General features: G+C 71.0%; 9 protein-coding genes. All 9 read left to right on the top strand.

All coding sequences use genetic code 11. From position 1 onward, the window contains the following. Positions 1 to 7 precede the first annotated feature (7 nt). Positions 8 to 1,633, top strand: coding sequence for a PD-(D/E)XK nuclease family protein (locus AB0C99_RS12645; RefSeq protein ID WP_121827672.1), 1,626 nt, complete (start codon positions 8 to 10; stop codon positions 1,631 to 1,633). Then, entirely contained in the window at positions 1,630 to 2,826 is a 1,197-nt protein-coding gene (locus tag AB0C99_RS12640) for a hypothetical protein (RefSeq protein WP_362473510.1), read from the top strand. Before AB0C99_RS12645 ends, AB0C99_RS12640 begins: the two co-directional genes overlap by 4 nt. Continuing rightward, a complete protein-coding gene (locus AB0C99_RS12635; protein ID WP_362473507.1) occupies positions 2,819 to 6,265 on the top strand; it encodes a signal recognition particle in 3,447 nt (1,148 codons plus the stop codon). Before AB0C99_RS12640 ends, AB0C99_RS12635 begins: the two co-directional genes overlap by 8 nt. 67 nt (positions 6,266 to 6,332) lie before the next feature. Further along, positions 6,333 to 9,212, top strand: coding sequence for a DUF3962 domain-containing protein (locus AB0C99_RS12630; RefSeq protein WP_362473504.1), 2,880 nt, complete (start codon positions 6,333 to 6,335; stop codon positions 9,210 to 9,212). Positions 9,213 to 9,222: 10 nt separating this feature from the next. Then, on the top strand, positions 9,223 to 9,663 hold the full coding sequence (locus tag AB0C99_RS12625) for a hypothetical protein (RefSeq protein WP_362473501.1): 441 nt from the start codon (positions 9,223 to 9,225) through the stop codon (positions 9,661 to 9,663). A gap of 104 nt (positions 9,664 to 9,767) precedes the next feature. Continuing rightward, the gene (locus AB0C99_RS12620; protein WP_362473498.1) at positions 9,768 to 11,324 is read left to right on the top strand and encodes a TIGR02677 family protein; all 1,557 of its coding nucleotides are present in this window, start codon (positions 9,768 to 9,770) and stop codon (positions 11,322 to 11,324) included. Further along, a complete protein-coding gene (locus tag AB0C99_RS12615; protein ID WP_362473495.1) occupies positions 11,321 to 12,622 on the top strand; it encodes a TIGR02678 family protein in 1,302 nt (433 codons plus the stop codon). Before AB0C99_RS12620 ends, AB0C99_RS12615 begins: the two co-directional genes overlap by 4 nt. Next, positions 12,619 to 16,752 carry a TIGR02680 family protein gene (locus AB0C99_RS12610; RefSeq protein ID WP_362473493.1) on the top strand — a complete coding sequence of 1,378 codons (4,134 nt, stop codon included), beginning with the start codon at positions 12,619 to 12,621 and terminating at the stop codon, positions 16,750 to 16,752. The genes AB0C99_RS12615 and AB0C99_RS12610 overlap by 4 nt, the downstream gene beginning before the upstream one ends. Beyond that, positions 16,749 to 18,062, top strand: a complete 1,314-nt coding sequence (locus AB0C99_RS12605; RefSeq protein WP_362473490.1) for a TIGR02679 family protein — start codon at positions 16,749 to 16,751, stop codon at positions 18,060 to 18,062. Before AB0C99_RS12610 ends, AB0C99_RS12605 begins: the two co-directional genes overlap by 4 nt. Positions 18,063 to 18,143 lie beyond the last annotated feature (81 nt).

Below are 18,143 nucleotides of genomic sequence, written 5' to 3'. Positions count from 1 at the left end.
GAACGACATGACGTGCGACGTGCCGTGGCGTGTGCCGCAGTGGATGACGGGGGACGAGGGGCCGGTCCGGATCGGGCCGGGCACAGGAGGGGGAGCGGACGAGCCGCACGTCTGCCTGGCCCGCGACGCGGCGAAGGCCCGGCCAGGACTTCGGGCGCGGGTGCCGTCGCAGCTTCCCCGGGAAGAGCACGAGACCTTCACGCTCGGTCCCGTGTGCGCGGCACTGGACCGGATCGAGTTCGGCGGCGCCACGGTGGACGAGGCGCTCGGAGCCCTGTCCGGCCACCGGCCTGCTCTGCACGAGGGGCACCGGACCTACGTGGAGCACGCGGTGCGGCAGTACACGAGCCAGGGGCCGGACGCCTTCGTGCCCGTCCAGCCGTACTGGGCGGTGCGCAAGGACAATGGTCGGCGCTGGGAGCTCTACGCATGGTGGCGCCGCTACCAGTCGGCCGACGGCACGGTGCGCGAGTACCGGCGGCTGAGACACGGGGACGCCCGTGCGTCGAGCCGGGGTGAGATCGCGGTCGCCGCGTACACCGCGGCGTTCGGAGCCGACGCGGCGTGGCCGCGCCGCTGGAACCAGGAGTTCGTGATCCACGGCTCTCCCGGGCCCGTCGCGAGGGTCAGGATTATCGAGATCGGCCTGGGCGACGGATCGCGGACCGTTCAGTTCGACGGAACTGCGGAGGAGGCCAAGGCGTACTACGAGGCGCACGGCGGCCCCCACGTGAGGAATGTGGTCAGGGGCGGTCCGGAGCGCCCCGGGGCGGCCTGCTTCGACTGCAAGCAGTTCACCGGGTGTGAGGCGGTGCCCCGGTCTCCGGGGGTACTGGCACTGCCCTCCCGCCGGTTACCGCTGCGGAAGGTGTCCATCAGCGACCTCAGGTACCACGCCGCCTGCCCTGCGCAGTCCCTGCTGCGCTCCCTGCACCTGCCGAAAACAGGCGAGTACAGCGACGCGGCCAAGCTCGGCCAGGCCGTGCACGGTTGGGTCGAGGCGCTCCACCGCCGCACCGGACCCATTCCCTGCACGCGCGGCGACATGCCCCCGCCGGGGGAGAACTGGACCGCCGGCCGGTGGAGGGTCCCGGACGAGGAGGCGGAGACGGGCCGCGCCATGCTCCTGCAGCATGTGGACTCGTGCCCCTTCCAGCTCCCCGAGGCCATCGAGCGGGTCGAATGCGAACCGACCCGGGTGTTTCACGACACGGCGGCCCAGGCGCTGGTCGTGGCCAAACCCGACCTGCTCTACAGGGAGGACGGTTCCTGGGTATGGCGGGAGCTCAAGACCACCCGCACTCCTGCCCGCATCGGCAAGGATCCGTTGGACGCGTATCCGCAGCTCGCCCTGGCCGTCGTCCTGCTTGCCCAGGGGGAGCTGGGCGGTGACCCCTCCGGATCGAGGGTGGAACTGGAGGTCCTCCGTCCCGATGGATCCGACCCCCACGTCATCGACCCGATGGACGCGGAGCGCCTGGCCAAGGCGCGAGCGGTGCTCCGACGGTACGCCGGCCCCTGGCGCGAGGACCGTGCGTGGGAGGCACGGCCGGGCGGGCACTGTCATCAATGCCCGGTCTCGCGGTGGTGCCCGAGCGCCCAAGCCCCTGCCGACGCGGAGGAGAAGGCATGATCACCCAGGCCCCACCGAACTCCGGGGCAGCCCGATCCGGCCTGGTCTCCCGACCGTCCGCGGGCTCGGACGAACCCCTGCTCCGGGAGATCGCCAGTGCGCTGGTCCGTCTGTCCCGGCAGCGCGGCGTGCCTCACCCGATCTATCCGGCCCAGGTCCAGAACGCCTACAACCGACTCGTCCTGCACTGCCTGCGACACGGAGTCGAACCGCCGGGCAGCATTCCCGAGATGGTGCGCTGGGCCTGTGAACGACCGCTGACGGGCTGGCCGCTGGACTTGCCTCCCGAAGCCCGTGGGGCCGCCGGCACGCTCGTGGATCCCCAGACGAGACTGCCGCACCAGCTCTGCCTCGAGTGGGAGGTGGCTGCGGCGGACCCCGCCGCGGAGATCTTCGAGAACCAGCGCATGCTGGAGGCACTCACCGTATGCCGGGCAGCAGGCGATCCTGCGGCGTACACCGCCTTCCGGTCCCTGCTGACCACCCGGCCCGTACTCACCGGCGCGGAGCTCGCCCTGCTCGGCGGGGACCCGGAGTGCGGACTCCTGCTCCACCACGTCATCAGACAGTGCTACGAACCCGTCCCTGCGACCTATCGACGCGACGGCGGGTACCAGCAGTGCGGACGCTGCCGCTGCCTGATGGTGCCACTGCCCGGCGGAGGTCACCGCTGCGAGCTGGACCGCTGCCGCCGTGACGCCACCGCGGCTGTCCCCGTTCCGGTACGTCCCGACCGCAGCGGGCTCCACCAGCTCAGCCGCCCCCTGCGGATGTTCGTCACCAGTCCGGGCCTGGCAGAGAACGACATCGGGTCAACCCTCAAGAGACGCTTCGGCATCGACGCTGAGATGTGGCCCCAGTTCGACGCGTACGACTTGCGCGTCCCGCTGCCGGGAGGCCGGTACTGGGCCGTGGACGTCAAGGACCGGGTGAACCCGGTTTTGCTCGCACGCACACTCACCCGCTTCCGGGCCGACCCGCCCTTCGACCGAGCCTTTCTGGTCGTGCCCCGCTATCGATTCCGCGAGAACGAGGCGTACGGACGACAGTTCCGCCGAAATCTTCCCGAAGATCTGGCAGGGAACATCACCCTGCTCGACGACCGGAGCTTCCTGCGTCTCGTGGCCGAGCAGATCGCCGACCGGACGGAAGCCGCCGGATCCTCTCGCCGCCAAGGAGACCACCATGCGTGATCGCAGCAGCTGGCACCGTCGTTGCTCCCGCCAGCTCACCGATGTATGGCCGGATGACCTCGGTGCGTTCCGGGTCGCCGATCTCCTCGACGTCGAACTGGGCCTCTATCTGCTGCAGAGCGTGGCGCCCACGCGCGCCGCACTCGACGTGTGGCCCCTCCTCGGCGGATACCCCCACAGCGAAGCGCTCGGGGACGTCCGCTCCGACGAACAGCGGCTGCGCATCCTGCGCGCCCGCCACCACCTGTGGGTCCTCAGACGCGGACACGCTTGGTCTGAGGCGCTGGAGTCGTACCTACGCGTGCCGCAGCAGCTGCGCGGATACGACCTCGAAAGCGTCGACGCGGTCCCGCGTCGACGCGTACCCGCCCGGGCAGCGCGTCGTTTCGAGGTGCTCGAAGAGCTGCTCACCACAGGACCCGAGTTCGCGACCCGCCGTGTTCCGCTCGCTGGGTCGGGCGAGCACACCTTCCGGGCCCAGGACCGGCTCCACTCGGTCGAGATCACCGACGACCTGCTGCTCGGCGCCCTCCCCAGGTCGCACGCCCTCGACGCGGCACCCGCCGGGCGCGGGGAACCCGTGGACGTGACCTGGGAAGAACTCGAGTCGGCGGCCGCAGCCATGGACGCGAAGGAGGAGGTCATCGGTGGCTCCCGAAGCGGATGGCGCGGTCGACTGAGCCGTGTCCGGTTACTCGTCCGGGACGAGGCCCTCGGTCGGTTCACGCGGGGCGAGCGCCTCAGGATCGACCAGCTGCTCCACCTGGTCGGCATGGTCGGTGCGGGCAAGTCGACCCTCCGCGACATCCTCACCTACCACCTGGTCACTCGGACGTCGCGCCGTGTCACCCTGGTCGTCGGCGACGTCGCCGAAACCCTGGCCGTCGTGGAGCTGTTCAAGCGGCTCGGGGTAGCGGCGGCACCCATCCTCGGCCACTCCACGCGAGAGCGGAACATCGGACGCCTGCACCGCCGCACCGCGGTGGCGGGCGCCGACACCATGCTGGGACACGACCACCCCGGCTTCGCATACCTGAGCAGTGCCTGCCCCGTGGACGTGCTGCGCGGCATGGAGGCACGCAGGCCCCTCGGCATCAGGGAAGCCCCGTGCCTCGGGCTGTACCCCGCTGTGGACCAGGAAGAGACCCCGGACGATCCACTGGTCGAAGCGGAGGACCCGGCCGGCCGAAGGTCGCGCCCCAAGCCCCAGCGGAAGCTGTGCCCGCTGTGGAACCGCTGTCCGAGACATCGCGGCGCCCGGGACCTCGTCGATGCCCGCGTCTGGGTTGCGACCCCCGCCGGGCTGGTGCACAGCTCCGTGCCCCAGCACCAGCACGACGAGCAGATCCGTTACCTGGAACTCGCCTGCCGACTCAGCGACCTGATCATCGTCGACGAGGCGGACCGCGTGCAGATGCAGCTCGACACCGTGTTCGCCCCGGCCAGCACCCTCGTCGGCACCTACCCGAACTCATGGTTCGACGAGGTCGCCGTCCACAAGTTCCAGCAGATGGCCCGAGACGGGCGGCTCCAGCTGTCCGAACGCGACGTCGACGACTGGACGAACGCCGTCAACACCGTGAGCGCCGCCACCGACCGTCTCTATTCGCTCCTGGTCAAGGACGGGGAGCTGCGGCAGTGGATCAGCGTCGACTACTTCAGCGCGTTCACCCTGCACAACCTGCTGATCGACAGCTGGTTCCCCGGACGGGACGCGGGCGACCAACCACCGCCCGCGGCACGGCTGCTGGACGAGGCGTTGCTGCGGTTCCGGGACGACCCCCTGCACGAGCACGAGAGCACTGGTGACGGCGACCAGGTGACCCCCCTGGTCAACACCTTCGTCCACCTGGCCCTCGAACTGCTCCACGCCCCCCAGGGCGCCCGCACCCGGGAACGGCTCCGCTCCACCCTCACTGCTGTCGTGGGCCACGACTCCGGAGTCCTCGACCGGATCGACGTACAGGCCCGACGCTTCGAGTTCACCCTGCTCCTCGCCGCGCTCCACAGCCGACTCGACTTCATGACCATCCTGTGGCCGCGCGTCGAGGCCGCACTCCACCTGGAGAACGCGTCGAACGTCCTCTCCCGCAGACCTCCGAAGGACTACGAGGCGGTCATCCCCGAATCACCGATGGGCAACGTCCTCGGCTTCCAGTTTCGCCTCACGGACTCCGAGCGCGACGGTGACCGCAGCGGTGAGCTGCGCTTCTTCCACTGTAACGGTGTGGGGCGCGAACTCCTCATGCGAATGGGCGACCTGTGTCGGGTGGACAGTCGACCCGCCCCCCACGTTCTGCTCATGTCCGCGACCAGCTGGGCCGGCACTTCCAGCCGGTACCACCTGCACGCCGATGTGGGAGCCGTGCTTCGCCCGCGGGACGAGGAGGTCGAGGCCGTCCTCGGCACCGAGTTCCGCAAGGAGTTCCTCCACTGGCCGGGCAGCGAAGGGCCGCGGCCCCTGCGGCTGTCGGGCTGCCCCCCGAAGGAGCGGCCCCAGGCGCTCGTCGAGATGCTCCGGCAGCTCGCGGTTCCTGACCGCAGCCTGCCCGGCGCGTCCAGCATGCTCGACACCGAGCTGGACGAGATCCCCGACCAGGATCGACGCCGCATCCTGCTCCTCGTCGGCAGCTACGACGAGGCGCGGCGCGCGGCCGAGTACCTCAACGGGATCCCCGAGTGGAACGGCCGTGTCGTCCAGCTCGTCTCGGACGACGCGGACGCCGACACCGCCTGGGCCCGGCTGCCGGAGGACCCCGCGGTGCGCACCCTCACCCGAGGTGACGTGCACTCCTTCGCGAAGATCGGCGGCGAACTCCTGATCGCGCCGCTGCTCGCGGTGGAACGAGGGCACAACATCGTGCTGAGCACGGGCAAGGCCGCGATCGGCAGCGTCTACTTCCTCGCCCGGCCCCACCCGCGGCCCGACGACATCGCCCTCGCCATCCAGTCGATCAACGATTGGGCGGTACGCCAGCTCCGGGACACCGGAAGGGTCTTCACACAGGCGACGCTCGCGGCTGCCACGCCGCACCAGGCCGCCATCGGGTTCCGTAGTCGCGCCCGCCGCCAGTGGAACCGGTACCTCACCCGCCGAATGGCCTGGTCCAGTCTCCGGGACGACGAGAAGGTCGCCTTCACCTGGGACCAGCTGGTCGTGATGTGGCAGGTGATCGGCCGCCTCGTACGTGGCGGTGTGCCTGCCAGGGTGGCCTTCGTGGACGCCGCCTTCTCACCCCGCGAGGCGGGATTCGAGGCTGTCGACACCCCGGACACCAGCCTGCTGGCGAGCATGCGCGCCGTGCTGGCCCCCTACTTCGACGAGCCCGGCATCGTCGCTCAAGGTGCCGAAGCTCCGCCGGAACCCTCTCCGATCGACAAGTCGCTCGTCCGCGAGCTGTACGAGCCGCTCTACCGCGCCCTCGTCGACATGGGCTGAGACCGCGGCTGCCCATCCGCACCCCGAACCTGTTTACGCACCTTCCTCCGATCAGGAGACTCACAAGATGGCGTACCAGCACGTACGGACCGCCTCGTACATGCCTGACCCGACACAGGGGCCTTTCCCCGTCCTACGACACACCCTCTCGCTGCCCGCTCACTGGGAGGAGCCGCTCGGCCAGCTGCGTGACCATGGCCGGCCGGAAGGCCGATGGCACGGCCCACGCCGCATCCCTACCCGGGAGATCAACCAGCTGATCCGCACCACCGCCCCGGACGTCGTCACCGTGGCGTCCAACGCCACCTTCGGAACGGACTCCCCCTGGCTCTACTGCACCGAGCCGTTTCCCACCCCGGTGACCAACCTCTACGCCGCCACCTGGCTCAGAAACCTCCCCCGCCATCCCAATGATCCGGACGCACGGCGTCTGCTCGCGGAGTGCTTCCGCGAGCTGGACACCGGAAGCCTGACCTGGCGCGCAGACACCATCGACCTGCTCGAACAACAGCCTTCTCCCGGTGGCACCGCCAAGCCCACCCGTCTGGTGTACCGACTGCTCCCCGACGAACTGGCCGCACGCATCGCACGTCAGGGTGCCTACGAGCACGGAGGCCGGCAACTCACCTTCCACCAGGTCGCCGGCGCCGGCGGCGGGTACGACGCCGGAAGCAGCAGCGCGGAACTGATGTCGTGGCCGCCGATCGAATACCGACCCGCGGGTAGGGGCGGCGAGCGCAAGCCGTCGTACTACGCGGCCACCCTTCGCGTCGGCGTGCGCACCGTCCCGTTCTCGCCGGTTCCTCGGATTCACCTCAGCGCGGGAATCCGCCGGTTCGTCACCGGAAAGGTCTGGATGCCCTTCCGCAAGGGGGTCTCGGTCTACCTACTGCCAGAGATCTCGCTCGTGCCGGACGCACCGGTGTCCCGGCGACTCTCGGTTGCCATGCTGCAGTGGCGCAACGGAACCACGGATTGGAGGCAGGGCGGCCCCAGTGGCATGCTCGCCGCCGTCGCCGCGCTCGACGGGCTCCCGTCGGCGGATCGACTGGTCAAGGAGGCCGACCACTGGATCGGGGACGGGAAGGACGGCATCAGGCTGGCGGTCGGCCACCAGACCGCCATGGGCAGACACCCCATCGGGACCGGACTGATGCCCAGCGAACGCCGCCGTCTCATCGAGTGGGCCGAGCAAGCGCTGGCCCCCGAGTTCGTCCCCGCCCCGAAGGTCCAGCGCAGCCGGTACGGTCGCCCGCCTGTCAGACAGCTCACGAAGCGGCCCTCCATGCCAAAGAACGCCACCGCCGAAGAGCTCGCCGCCCTCCTGGAACGGACGGAACGGACCGCGGCGGACAACGCGCGGGTGCGGCGTGCGGCGCTCGCCGCGACGCTGGACGGCACCGATCTCGTCGGCTTTCTGGTTCACCAGACCGACGACCAGCGGGACAGGCTCGTCGCCACAGCCGAGAGCGCGCTCGGTCTCACAGAGTTTCGGCGTGAACGAGGACCGGAGACATGGGTGTGGGAGGCCGAGGAGCTCACCGTGCGGCTCCACGCCCACCCCCTGGGCGAGCTGGGATCCCCGCTCGGAGCGGAGGACCGGCCGCCGCGCGCGGGACAGGAACACGACCAGGCCATCCGTGAGCGGCGCGGACGGGTCGCCGAGGCGATGACCCGCCTGAGGGAGCAGGTGCCCGGGGCTCGGATCGCCCTTGTCGAGCTGGAAGGAAGCGAAGCGTTCCAAGGTCCCGCGAGGCGTACCGACCCCAAGTACGCGATCCGGCTCGGGTGCGCGGACGCAGGCTTGGTCACCCAGTTCATCCGCCCACTGGACACCGCAATGGACACGGCTGACGCCGAGAAGGACGCTGCCCTGCGGGCCGAAGCGGCCTGGGCGGACGGCCTTCGTCAGACCGGGATGCGCCTGGTGCCCCAGCACACTCTCGGCGATCGCATCCCTTCCGGTCTGAACCAGGTGGCCTTCCATCTGGTCGAGCGCCGGGTCGACGGTCCCACGGGCAGGGCACAGTTCACCCCGATCGCCGTGCTGCTCCGGCCGGACGCACCATGTGTCCTCGGACGGACCGCGGACACCTCCGAGTGGATGCCCTACCCGGACCTGCTCCGGATCCTGACCGGACGAGTGCGGGGGAATGACCTGAGGACCTCGGCGCAGCAGTCGGCAGTCACGGCTGCCTTCATCAGGAGGACCCTGGCGAGTCTGCGCGGCACGCCGACCCTGGTCCTGTCCCACGCACAAGACGTGCGCAAGCGCTGGCCGTGGCTCACCAACGGCGGGCTCGAGGTGGATCGGATCGGCCTCGACGGGGGCCCCGCGCAGCGAATCGGTCTCTACGGCAAGCACCTCCGGGTCGTCAGGGTCGCTGACAGCGGCCGTGACGAGACGCCCCAGTGGTGGGCGGAACGGGAGGAGCGCGAGGAAGAGCTGGCCGGGCAACAGCGGGGCGGCTTCGGCATGGGACTGTGGGTGCCCGACGAGCCCGGAGCCCCCGGCCGCGTCTTCTACAGCACGGCGGACAAGGCGAGCACGCAGACGAAGTTGACGAACGACGACGCGAAGCTGACTCCTCACGTCAACCCCGCCGGCCGGAGCGCCCACCGGCCGACGGTGAACGCGTGGAACCCCGAGCTACTGGAGCTCACCCTGGCCTGCCTTCAGCCCGGCGACGACCCCGAGGCATGGGCCGCGTTCGTCCACCAACAGCGCATCTGCAAGGACGATTACCGGGACGTGCTCGGCCTGCCGCTCGCTCTCCACCTCGCACGGCTCGCGGACGAGTACGCGCTGCCGCACGACGAGGAGGAGGCGGTGGATCCGACGGCGGGGCCGGTCGCGGTGCCCGTCCCCGGAGACGGGTCCGGGCAGCTCACCTTTGACTTCGACACGGACGAGGACAGTGAGGACCAGGCACATGGCGACGTGTAGTACGGAGGCGGTGGAACAGGCCGTTCAGTCCGCCGAACTGCTCCTCGCTCAGGAGGAGATGCGGGACGCGGTCGACGTACCGGAATCGAAGGGAGGCGCGGCGACGGCAGTGGCCGTCGCACATCTGGGCGGGCTGTTCGAGGGCCTGCCCAGGATGATCCGTCACGCCTTCGACCGGACCCGGGACTGCGACGTCAATCTGTCCAGCGATCCGCTCCAAGGCCTCTCTGAGATCGTGCAGAACGCTGAGGACCTCGGAGATTCCGGAGTACGCCTGCTCACCAGGGAGAGGGATCTCCTCGCCGGAACGGTGCCGGGCACCGTGCGGATCATCCTGGAGCCACTGAAGCACCTGCCCTACCGGACAAGTGGCAACGTGCTGGTCTCCGGCATCCGAAGTGCGCAGAGCCTTGCCTACCCGTTCGAAAGCACGGAGCAGGCCTCGTCATGACAGCTATCACAACGATGACAGCAAACCGAGGCCGGGACCCGGGGCCGCCCCCTACCGTGGAGATCGAAGTGCCGCAGGGGTGGCGGCGGAGGGGACGTACCAGCATGCGCAGGGTTCCGCCGGAGATGTTCCGGTTCACCACGGGGGAGACGGCCGACTTGAACGGGGCCGTGCTCGAGGCTTTCGGGGTGGCCGGCGAGCACCTGGAGACCGCGCTCGGGCTCGACGGCGTACGGGAGCGGCTGCGTGCGGTCGGCTGGGTCTCGGACCTCGAGGACGAGGAACTGCACGAGACGCTGAAACGGCTGGTGAAGTGGGAACTCCTCGACGTGGTTCACAACCACGCCCAGAACTACCGCACGGCCGAGGAGTACGAGCGGCGCAACCTGCACTACTCGCTGACCCGTCGGGGCGAGGCCGCGCTCGCCGGGGTGCGACACGCCCTGGAGGTGCTGGCCTCCACAGGGGCGCTGCAGACCGCGGTGCTGGAGGCGATCGCCGACCGGCTCGACGAGCTGACCGTGCTGTCCGGCGAGCCTGCCGCGGCCGACCGACGGATCTTCAGCACCCTGCGGGAGCTGGAGGGTCATCTGGAGGGCCTGGTGGAGAACACCAAGGCCTTCAACGGCCAGTTGCAGAGGCTCCTTCGCACCGAAGGAGTGGATCTGGACGTGTTCCGTGAGGTGAAGGCCGCCACCGTCGCGTATCTCCAGGAGTTCCTGGTCAATCTCGACCGGCGCGGCGAGACGGTGGCCGCCGCCGTGGCCCGCGTGGAGGAGCGGGGCATCGCGGTGCTGCGTGAGCGGGCCCTGCGCGGTGCCGAGCTGCCTCCGACCCCGGGAGAGGACCCGGCAGCCGGCTGGCTGGAGAGCCGGCGGGCGCGCTGGGCGGGGCTGAGGGCCTGGTTCCTGCCGGGCGACGGGGCGCGACCCCGGATCGAGCAGCTGCACGACATCGCCCGGCGCGCCATCGTCTCCCTCCTGCAGGTGCTGGAGCGGATCAACGAGTCCCGGCGCCGCCCCTCCAGCGCCGTACAGGACTTCCGCGAGCTCGCGCGCTGGTTCGCTGCGGCTCCCGACGAGGAGGACCTGCACCGGCTGTGGTCGGCCGCCTTCGGCCTCGGCCCGGCCCGCCATGCCCACCTCGCCCACCCGGACCCGGAGCTGATCCCCTCGTCCCACTCCTGGTCCGAGGCGCCGCCGGTACAGGTGTCGGCCCTGCTGAGGACCAGCGGACGGACCGAACGCTTCACTCGTACGGCCACGGTGCGGGACGTTGCGGCGGTCAGGGCGGAACGCGCCGAGCGGGCCCGGGCGGAGCGAGCGGAGCTGGCACGCGCCTGGCAGGCGCTGGAGACGGACGGCCCGGTACGGCTCTCCTCTTTCAGCACCCTCGACCCCGCGGCCTTCGACCGTCTCCTCGATCTGCTGGGCCGGGCGCTGGCCGCCCGGCCGGACGCGGGTGGCCGGCGACGGGCCACGACCGGCGACGGCCGGGTGGAGGTGGCGCTGTCGCCGCCCCCCGACCGGCGCACCGCCGTACTGCGTACCGTGCAGGGGACGATGGCAGGACCGGACTACGTCATCCACGTCACGGCCGTGGGCGGGGCGATCTCCTTCCCGGCAGTCCGCGCCGCCACGGGACAGGAGGCCGCAGGATGAGCACCCTCGCCAACCAACTGGCCTCCGCCGAACGGGAGGAGGTCGCCCGTGCCATCCGCCTCCTTCTGGCCCGCCCGCTGCTCACCGAGGCAGCCGACCCGACCGGTTTCGATCTGGTGCGCCGCCGCCGTGACCCGCTGGCTCGTTGGTTCGACTACACCTGCGGCTGGAATCTGGTCGTGGAGCCCCGCCGGGGCTACGCCCGCCTCGCCAAGGTCCGCGTCAACCCCGACGGCTCCCGCCCCGCTCGCCGGGCGCGTTCCGGCCGGGCCCCGTTCGACCGCCGACGGTACGTCCTGCTGTGCGTGACCGCCGCGGAGCTGCTGTCGATGCCGATGACGACCATCGGCATGCTCGCCGACCGCGTCGTCCAGGCCATGGCGGCCGACCGCGCGCTGGCGGGGTTCGACCCGGTCCACCGGCCGGAGCGCATGGCGTTCGTCGACGTCCTGAAGCTGCTGGAGTCGTACGACGTACTGCGTGTGGTGGACGGCACGACCGAGACGTACGTCGACTCCGCGGAGGCGAAGGTCCTCTACCGCGTGGACAACACGCTGCTCATGCGGCTGCCCGCCGCACCGGTCGGCGCCTCCCGGCTCGCCGTGCCTCCGGAGGAGGTGCCCGCGCGGTTCGAGGAACTCCTCGCCGACCTGGTCAGGGAGCGCCGCTACGGAGGCGCTTCTGCCGACGATACGCACGCCGAGACCGCCGCGACCACGGACGCCCAGCGCAACCTGCGGCTGCGCCATTCGGTGCTGCGCCGCCTCTTCGACGATCCCGTGCTCTACCGGACCGACCTCGCCGACGACGAGCTCGCTTATGTCACTTCCTTGACCGGCCGCCAGATCCTGCGCCGCTCTGTCGAACAGGCCGGTTTCCTCCTGGAGGAACGGGCGGAGGGCTATCTACTCGTCGACCCGGACGCCATCGCCACCGACGTCCGCTTCCCCGACGACAGCTCCACAGCCCGAGTCGCCGCGCTGCTCCTCCTCGCACCGCTCTGCGCCACGCCCGCGGGCCTGCTGCCCGAGCAGCTGGCCGAAGCCGGAGCGGAGCTGCTGCGCCGCTTCCCGGGCTGGGCCAAGGCGTACCAGTCGGAGGAAGGCCCGGCTCGCCTTGCCGACGACGCCGTACGGATCCTGCTCGACGTCGGCCTGGCAGGCAGGGCCCGAGACCGTGTCGTCGCGCGACCGGCCGCGTACCGCTACCGCCTGACGGAGACCACCGGCCCAGCCCCGAAGGACGATCCGCCAGCCGTGACCACCGCCGGCAGCGTCGGAGAAGGAGACAAGCAGTGAGCGTGACGGAACTCCCCCTCCAGCGACGGCCCGAGGAGACCATCGAACCGTCACCCGTTCACGAGGCGGACACCGGCTGCGGACGCTGGCAGCCCCATCGCGCGGGCATCCTCAACGTCTGGCGCTACTACGACGAGACCTTCACCTTCCACCAGGGTCGCCTGCTGCTGCGCGGTCAGAACGGCACCGGCAAGTCCAAGGCCCTGGAACTGCTGCTCCCCTTCCTCTTCGACGCCAGCCTCCGCCCCAACCGTCTCTCCACGTTCGGCGGTTCGGAGCGCACGATGCACTGGAACCTGCTCGGCCAGGGAGCGTCCGGAAAGACCCGTGTTGGGTATGTGTGGATGGAGTTCCGCCGCGTCGGAGACGACGGCACCGAGCACTGGTTCGGCTGCGGAGCCCGCCTGCACGCGAGCGTGCACACCACCACGGCGCACGCCGACTACTTCACCACCACCGCCCGGATTGCCCACCCCGACGGGGTTCACCTCGTCAACGACACCGGACAGCCCCTGACCAAGGCGGCCCTCAACGAAGCCCTGCGCGACCGCGGCGAGGTACATCCGGCAGCCACCGACTACCGCGCCACTGTGCGGCGCGAACTCTTCGCGGGCATGGGCGAGCAGCGGTACGAGTCCCTGCTCTCCGCCTTGCTCCAGCTCCGCCAGCCCAAGCTGTCCGAACGGCTCGACCCCTCCCTCCTGTCCACCCTGCTGTCCCGCGCCCTGCCCCCGCTCGGCGAAGGAGAGATCACCGAGCTCGCCGAGGGCTTCGAGCGCCTGGACCGACAGCGGGACCACCTCGACCGGCTCGACGCCGAGGTGACGGCCGCCGAGAACGTCGCCTCCCGGCAGCGCGCCTACGCCCGTCGGGTCCTGCGGGCCGGCGCGGCAGCGCTGATCTCTGCGACCACCGAGATGGACGACCTCACCCGGAACGCCCGCGTCAGCGCCGAGGAGTACGAGAAGGCGTGCGAGGAGCGCGCCTCCACCCTGGCCCTGCGCGAGGAGCTGGAACTGCGGGCGCACGCCTTGGACGAGATCATCGAAGGGCTTCGGGAGAGCGACGCCTACCAGAAGGGGGAGGAGCTCGACCGGCTCCGCCGCGGCACCGAGGAACAGGTCGCGGCCGCCGCGGAGCTGCATACCGCCGCCCGGTCCGCCGAGGCCGAGGCGGAGGAGGACCGGAAGCACGCCGACGAGGTCGCGGGACACGCCCGCTCGCGCGACGAACACGCCCGCGCGACTGCGGACGAGGCACACCGCTCGGCCCGGGCCGCAGGCATGGAATCCATTCACCACGAGGTGAAGACGATGCTGGACGCGGAAGGGGAGGTGAAGCCCCTCGGCAACGAGTCGGCGAACACCCCGGTCAGGCCGGGGAGCAGGCGGTCCGATGCTCCTGGCACCGCCGCCCGCCGACTGCTCCGGGGCGCGGTCACCGCCCGACGGCAGCAGGTCGCCGACATCACCGACGCGATCGACGCCCACGACCGGGCGGTACGCGACCGGGGTACCGCCGAGGGCCTGCTGGACGAGGCCCGAACCCGGCTCGCGGACGCGATCACCCACCGCGACACGACCGCCGCCGCCTGGGACGAAGCCCTGGCAGCCCAGGCGGAGCGGCTGCTCGCCTGGGCCCGGGACTGCACGGAGCTGCGCATCCCCGACCTCGATGAACTGGCCGCCAGGGCGGCCGTCGAGGCAGACGTGCGCGAGCTGGTCGAAACGGTCGCACGACCGCTGGACCAGGAGATCACCACGGAGCGGGCCGGAGTCCGCACGGCGCAACAGGGGTTGGAGCAGGAACGTGACCTGCTCGACGCGCGGAGGCGCAAGCTCAGCGGCGAGACCGATCTCCAGCCCGTCGCTCCACCCACCCGCACCACCGTCCGCACGGCTGCGGCGGGCGCGCCGCTGTGGCGGCTGATCGCCTTCCACGAGGACGTCCCGCTCCCCGTACAGGCCGGGGTGGAAGCGGCACTGGAGGCGTCGGGCCTCCTGGACGCATGGGTGAGCGCATCCGAAGGGCTCACCCTTCCTGGGCACGACACCCGTGTCGAGGTCGGCCTCGCCACGACCGCCCCCGGCTCCAGCCTGCTGGACGTGCTGAGGCCCGAGGAGGACATTCCCGTACCGGCCGGCACGGTGACCCGCATCCTCGCCGGCATCGCGTACGGCACCACCCTGCCCGGCGGTCACCCTGCGGCAGTCTCCTCCGACGGCGCCTGGCGCCTCGCGCCGGCCACGGGTTCCTGGAGCAAGCCGGAGCCCGCCCACATCGGAGCCCTCGCCCGGCAGCGGGCCAAGCAGCGTGAGATCGCCGAACTGACCGAGCTGATCGCCGAGAAGGACGCCTCCCTGGCCACCCTCGCCGACCGGCTGCCGGAACTCGGAGCCCGCGCCGCCCGGCTGGCGGAGGACCGCACCGCCCGGCCCGACCACCGGGAACTCGACGCCTGCCGACGGGACTGGGACCGGGCCGAGGAGAAGGTGGCCGCCCGGGACGACGCCGTGCGTGACGCGACCGAGCATCTGGCCACACGCGAGGGTGACGTGGCCGGCGCGCTGCGCACGCTGAGCCGCAGGGCCGCCGAACACGGACTGCCCACGGACCGCGACCGGCTGCGCGAACTCGGCCGCGACGTGGAGAGCTTCCGCGACCTCGCCGATGCCTGGACGGACGCCCGCATCGACGCGATCGCGGCCGCTGAAAGGGCTGGTGAGACGGCCGCACGGGCGGACCGGTCACGCCTTCGCGCGGAGAAGCAGACCGCCGACGCGGCCGCTGCGGAAGCGAAGGCGTCTGGTATGACGGCACGCCTGAAGGCGGTGGAAGAGACGGTCGGCGCGGACTACCGGCAGATCGTCGCGCGCGTTGCGGAGACCCGTGCCGAACGGATCCGCTGTGGCAAGGAAGCCCGCCAGGCAGCCGAGCTCCTCCTGGGCCTGGAAGGCCGCATCGGAGAGCTGAGGGCCACCAGTGGCCAGGACGCCGACCGGCAGGAGAAGGCAGCCGAGGCCCGCGACGGCGCGGCGCGGCGGTTCCGGCACCTGTGCCTGGTGGGTCTGGCCGAGGACGCGGGCGTCGTACCCGAACTCGACGCCGGGGACGGCACCAAGGCCACTCTGGAGGCCGCGCGCGCCATGGCGGCACGGTGGCCCCAGGTCCCGCACGCCCCGCGCCACCTCGGCGACGCCGCCACCCGCCTCTCCGAAGCCGTCCACGAGGCCCGCCGCCACCTCGGCGTCCGCGCCGACCTGGAGCTGGAGCCCGACGACGACATCCAGCTCTTCACCGCCAGCCTGGAGGGCGTCCGCGTGGGGGCGACCGGTCTGCTCGCCGCGCTCACCCAGGAGCGCGACCGCAGCCGTGAGGACATCAGCACCGCCGAACGGCGCCTCTTCGACCAGATCCTCACCGGTGACATCCGCCGCCACCTCGCCGCCCGCATCCGCCGGGCCGGCGAACTCGTCGCGCACATGAACGGGCACCTGGAGCGGGTCCGTACCGCCTCCAACGTCGCCGTCCAGCTCGTTTGGGACGTCCGCCCGGACCTCCCCGACAGCACCCGCACCGCCCGCCAGCTGCTCCTGAAGGATCCCGGTCGGGTCACCGAGTCCGACCGGGAGGCCCTGCACGCCTTTTTCCGTGCCCGCATCGAGGAGGCCAAGGGCAGCGACACGGCCGCGAGCTGGGAGGAGCACCTCGGCGAGGTGCTCGACTACACCGCCTGGCACACCTTCACCGTTCGCCTCGACCGGGCGGACGGGAGCGGCTGGCAGCCCCTGACCAAGCGGCTGCACGGCGCGCTCTCTGGCGGGGAGAAAGCCATCGCACTGCACCTGCCCCTGTTCGCCGCCGTCGCCGCCCACTACGAGGACGTGCCCCTGGCCCCCCGCCCGATCCTCCTCGACGAGGTCTTCGTCGGCGTCGACACCGTCAACCGCGGACAGGTCTTCGCCCTGCTCACCGCACTCGACCTGGACCTCATGATCACCTCCGACCACGAGTGGGGAAACTACAGGGAACTGCCCGGCATCGCCGTCCACCAACTCCTGACCGACGGAGACGACGCCGTCACCAGCGCGCGCTTCGTCTGGAACGGCACCGGAATGGAGGAAGGATGACCTTGCGAGATCACCCCGTGTCCAGCGGGACGACCTCTCGGGAGCATCTCGCGTCGGGTGACGCGACCCTTCGCCGCCCCGAACTCCATCCCGTCTGGCAGACGGTCCACGACCGTCTCTCCTCCGGCCGCCCCGTCACACGCGTACGTCTCGGACTGCTGGACGAGACCCAGCGCGAAGCCCTCGCGGACCTCCTCGGCCTGGACCGCCTGCCGGACCCCCGGCCCTCCGTCGCCCTGGCCCGCCTGGAGGAGGCCGTCACCGAGCTCTCCGGCCGCACAGTACGAGAAGTCGTCGCCGAACTCATCGGCCCGCTCGGCGACAGAGCCGGTGAACGCCGCCGCCAGGAGGACGAACGCGCCGGTCTGTGGGCCTGGCTGGCTGGTCACGACACGGTACGGGCGCAGCCGGTGCTAGCCGACTGGGCTGCGTCCTGTCGAGCCGCGGGATTGGTCGGCGGCTCGGCGGAACGTACCCGTACGCTCCTCACCGACACGCTCAAGGTGCTCGCCGAACTACCGGGCCAGGCCGAACCCCTGCCCGTCTTCGCCGCCCGAGTCCTGAACGGCCACGCCCACGCTCTCGACGACGGCGCACCCGTCTCCACCCTCGTCCTGCGTGCCCTGGCGACTCTGTACGACATTGCTCCGCCGCAGTCCGCAGCGGAACGGCGCGCCCTGTGGTCCCGCGCTGGCGTCGCCGACGACGAGCTGTCCGCCACCGTCATCGCCGGAGGACTGCGCCCCGGCGGCGACGGCCTTCTCGCCCGTGTGGCCCGCCTGTGCACGGAGGCCGGCCAGGCCGCCAGCCTGACCCTCGCCCACGTCAGGAACCCGGGCGAGGTGACCCTGCCCGCCGCCCTTGCCCCACCCATCGTCCACGTCGTGGAGAACCCCAGCGTCTTGGCTCTAGCCCTCCGTCGCTTCGGTTCCAACTGCCCACCGCTTGTCTGCACGTCCGGCTGGCCCAACAGCGCAGCTATCCAGCTCCTGCGCCTACTCGCGGACCAAGGCGCTGCTCTCCGTTACCACGGTGACTTCGATGGCGAAGGCATCCGCATTGCCGCATACGTCATGGAGAAAACAGGGGCGCACCCCTGGCGCATGACGGCGGCAGACTACAGATCCGCGATCGTCCGCAACGCGCACGGTCCTCGACCGGGGCGCATCACCGGAGCACCGTGGGATCCCGAGTTGGCCGAAGCCATGGCGGAGCACGACATCGTCGTGGTCGAGGAGCTGGTAGCCGATGCGCTGTTGGAAGATCTCGCTGCTGCGGCTCGCCAGGAGCACCCCGCTGGCTGTCCGTGACGCTCATTTGACGCTCCAAGCGACCGATGGGGCGCTCAGAGGAGCCGTATACCGGTGCTGACCTGCGACTATGTCGACTGC

Origin of the sequence: Streptomyces sp. NPDC048659 (assembly GCF_040650575.1) — a bacterium.
GTDB lineage: Bacteria > Actinomycetota > Actinomycetes > Streptomycetales > Streptomycetaceae > Streptomyces.
This window is presented reverse-complemented; position numbering and strand designations above follow the sequence as displayed.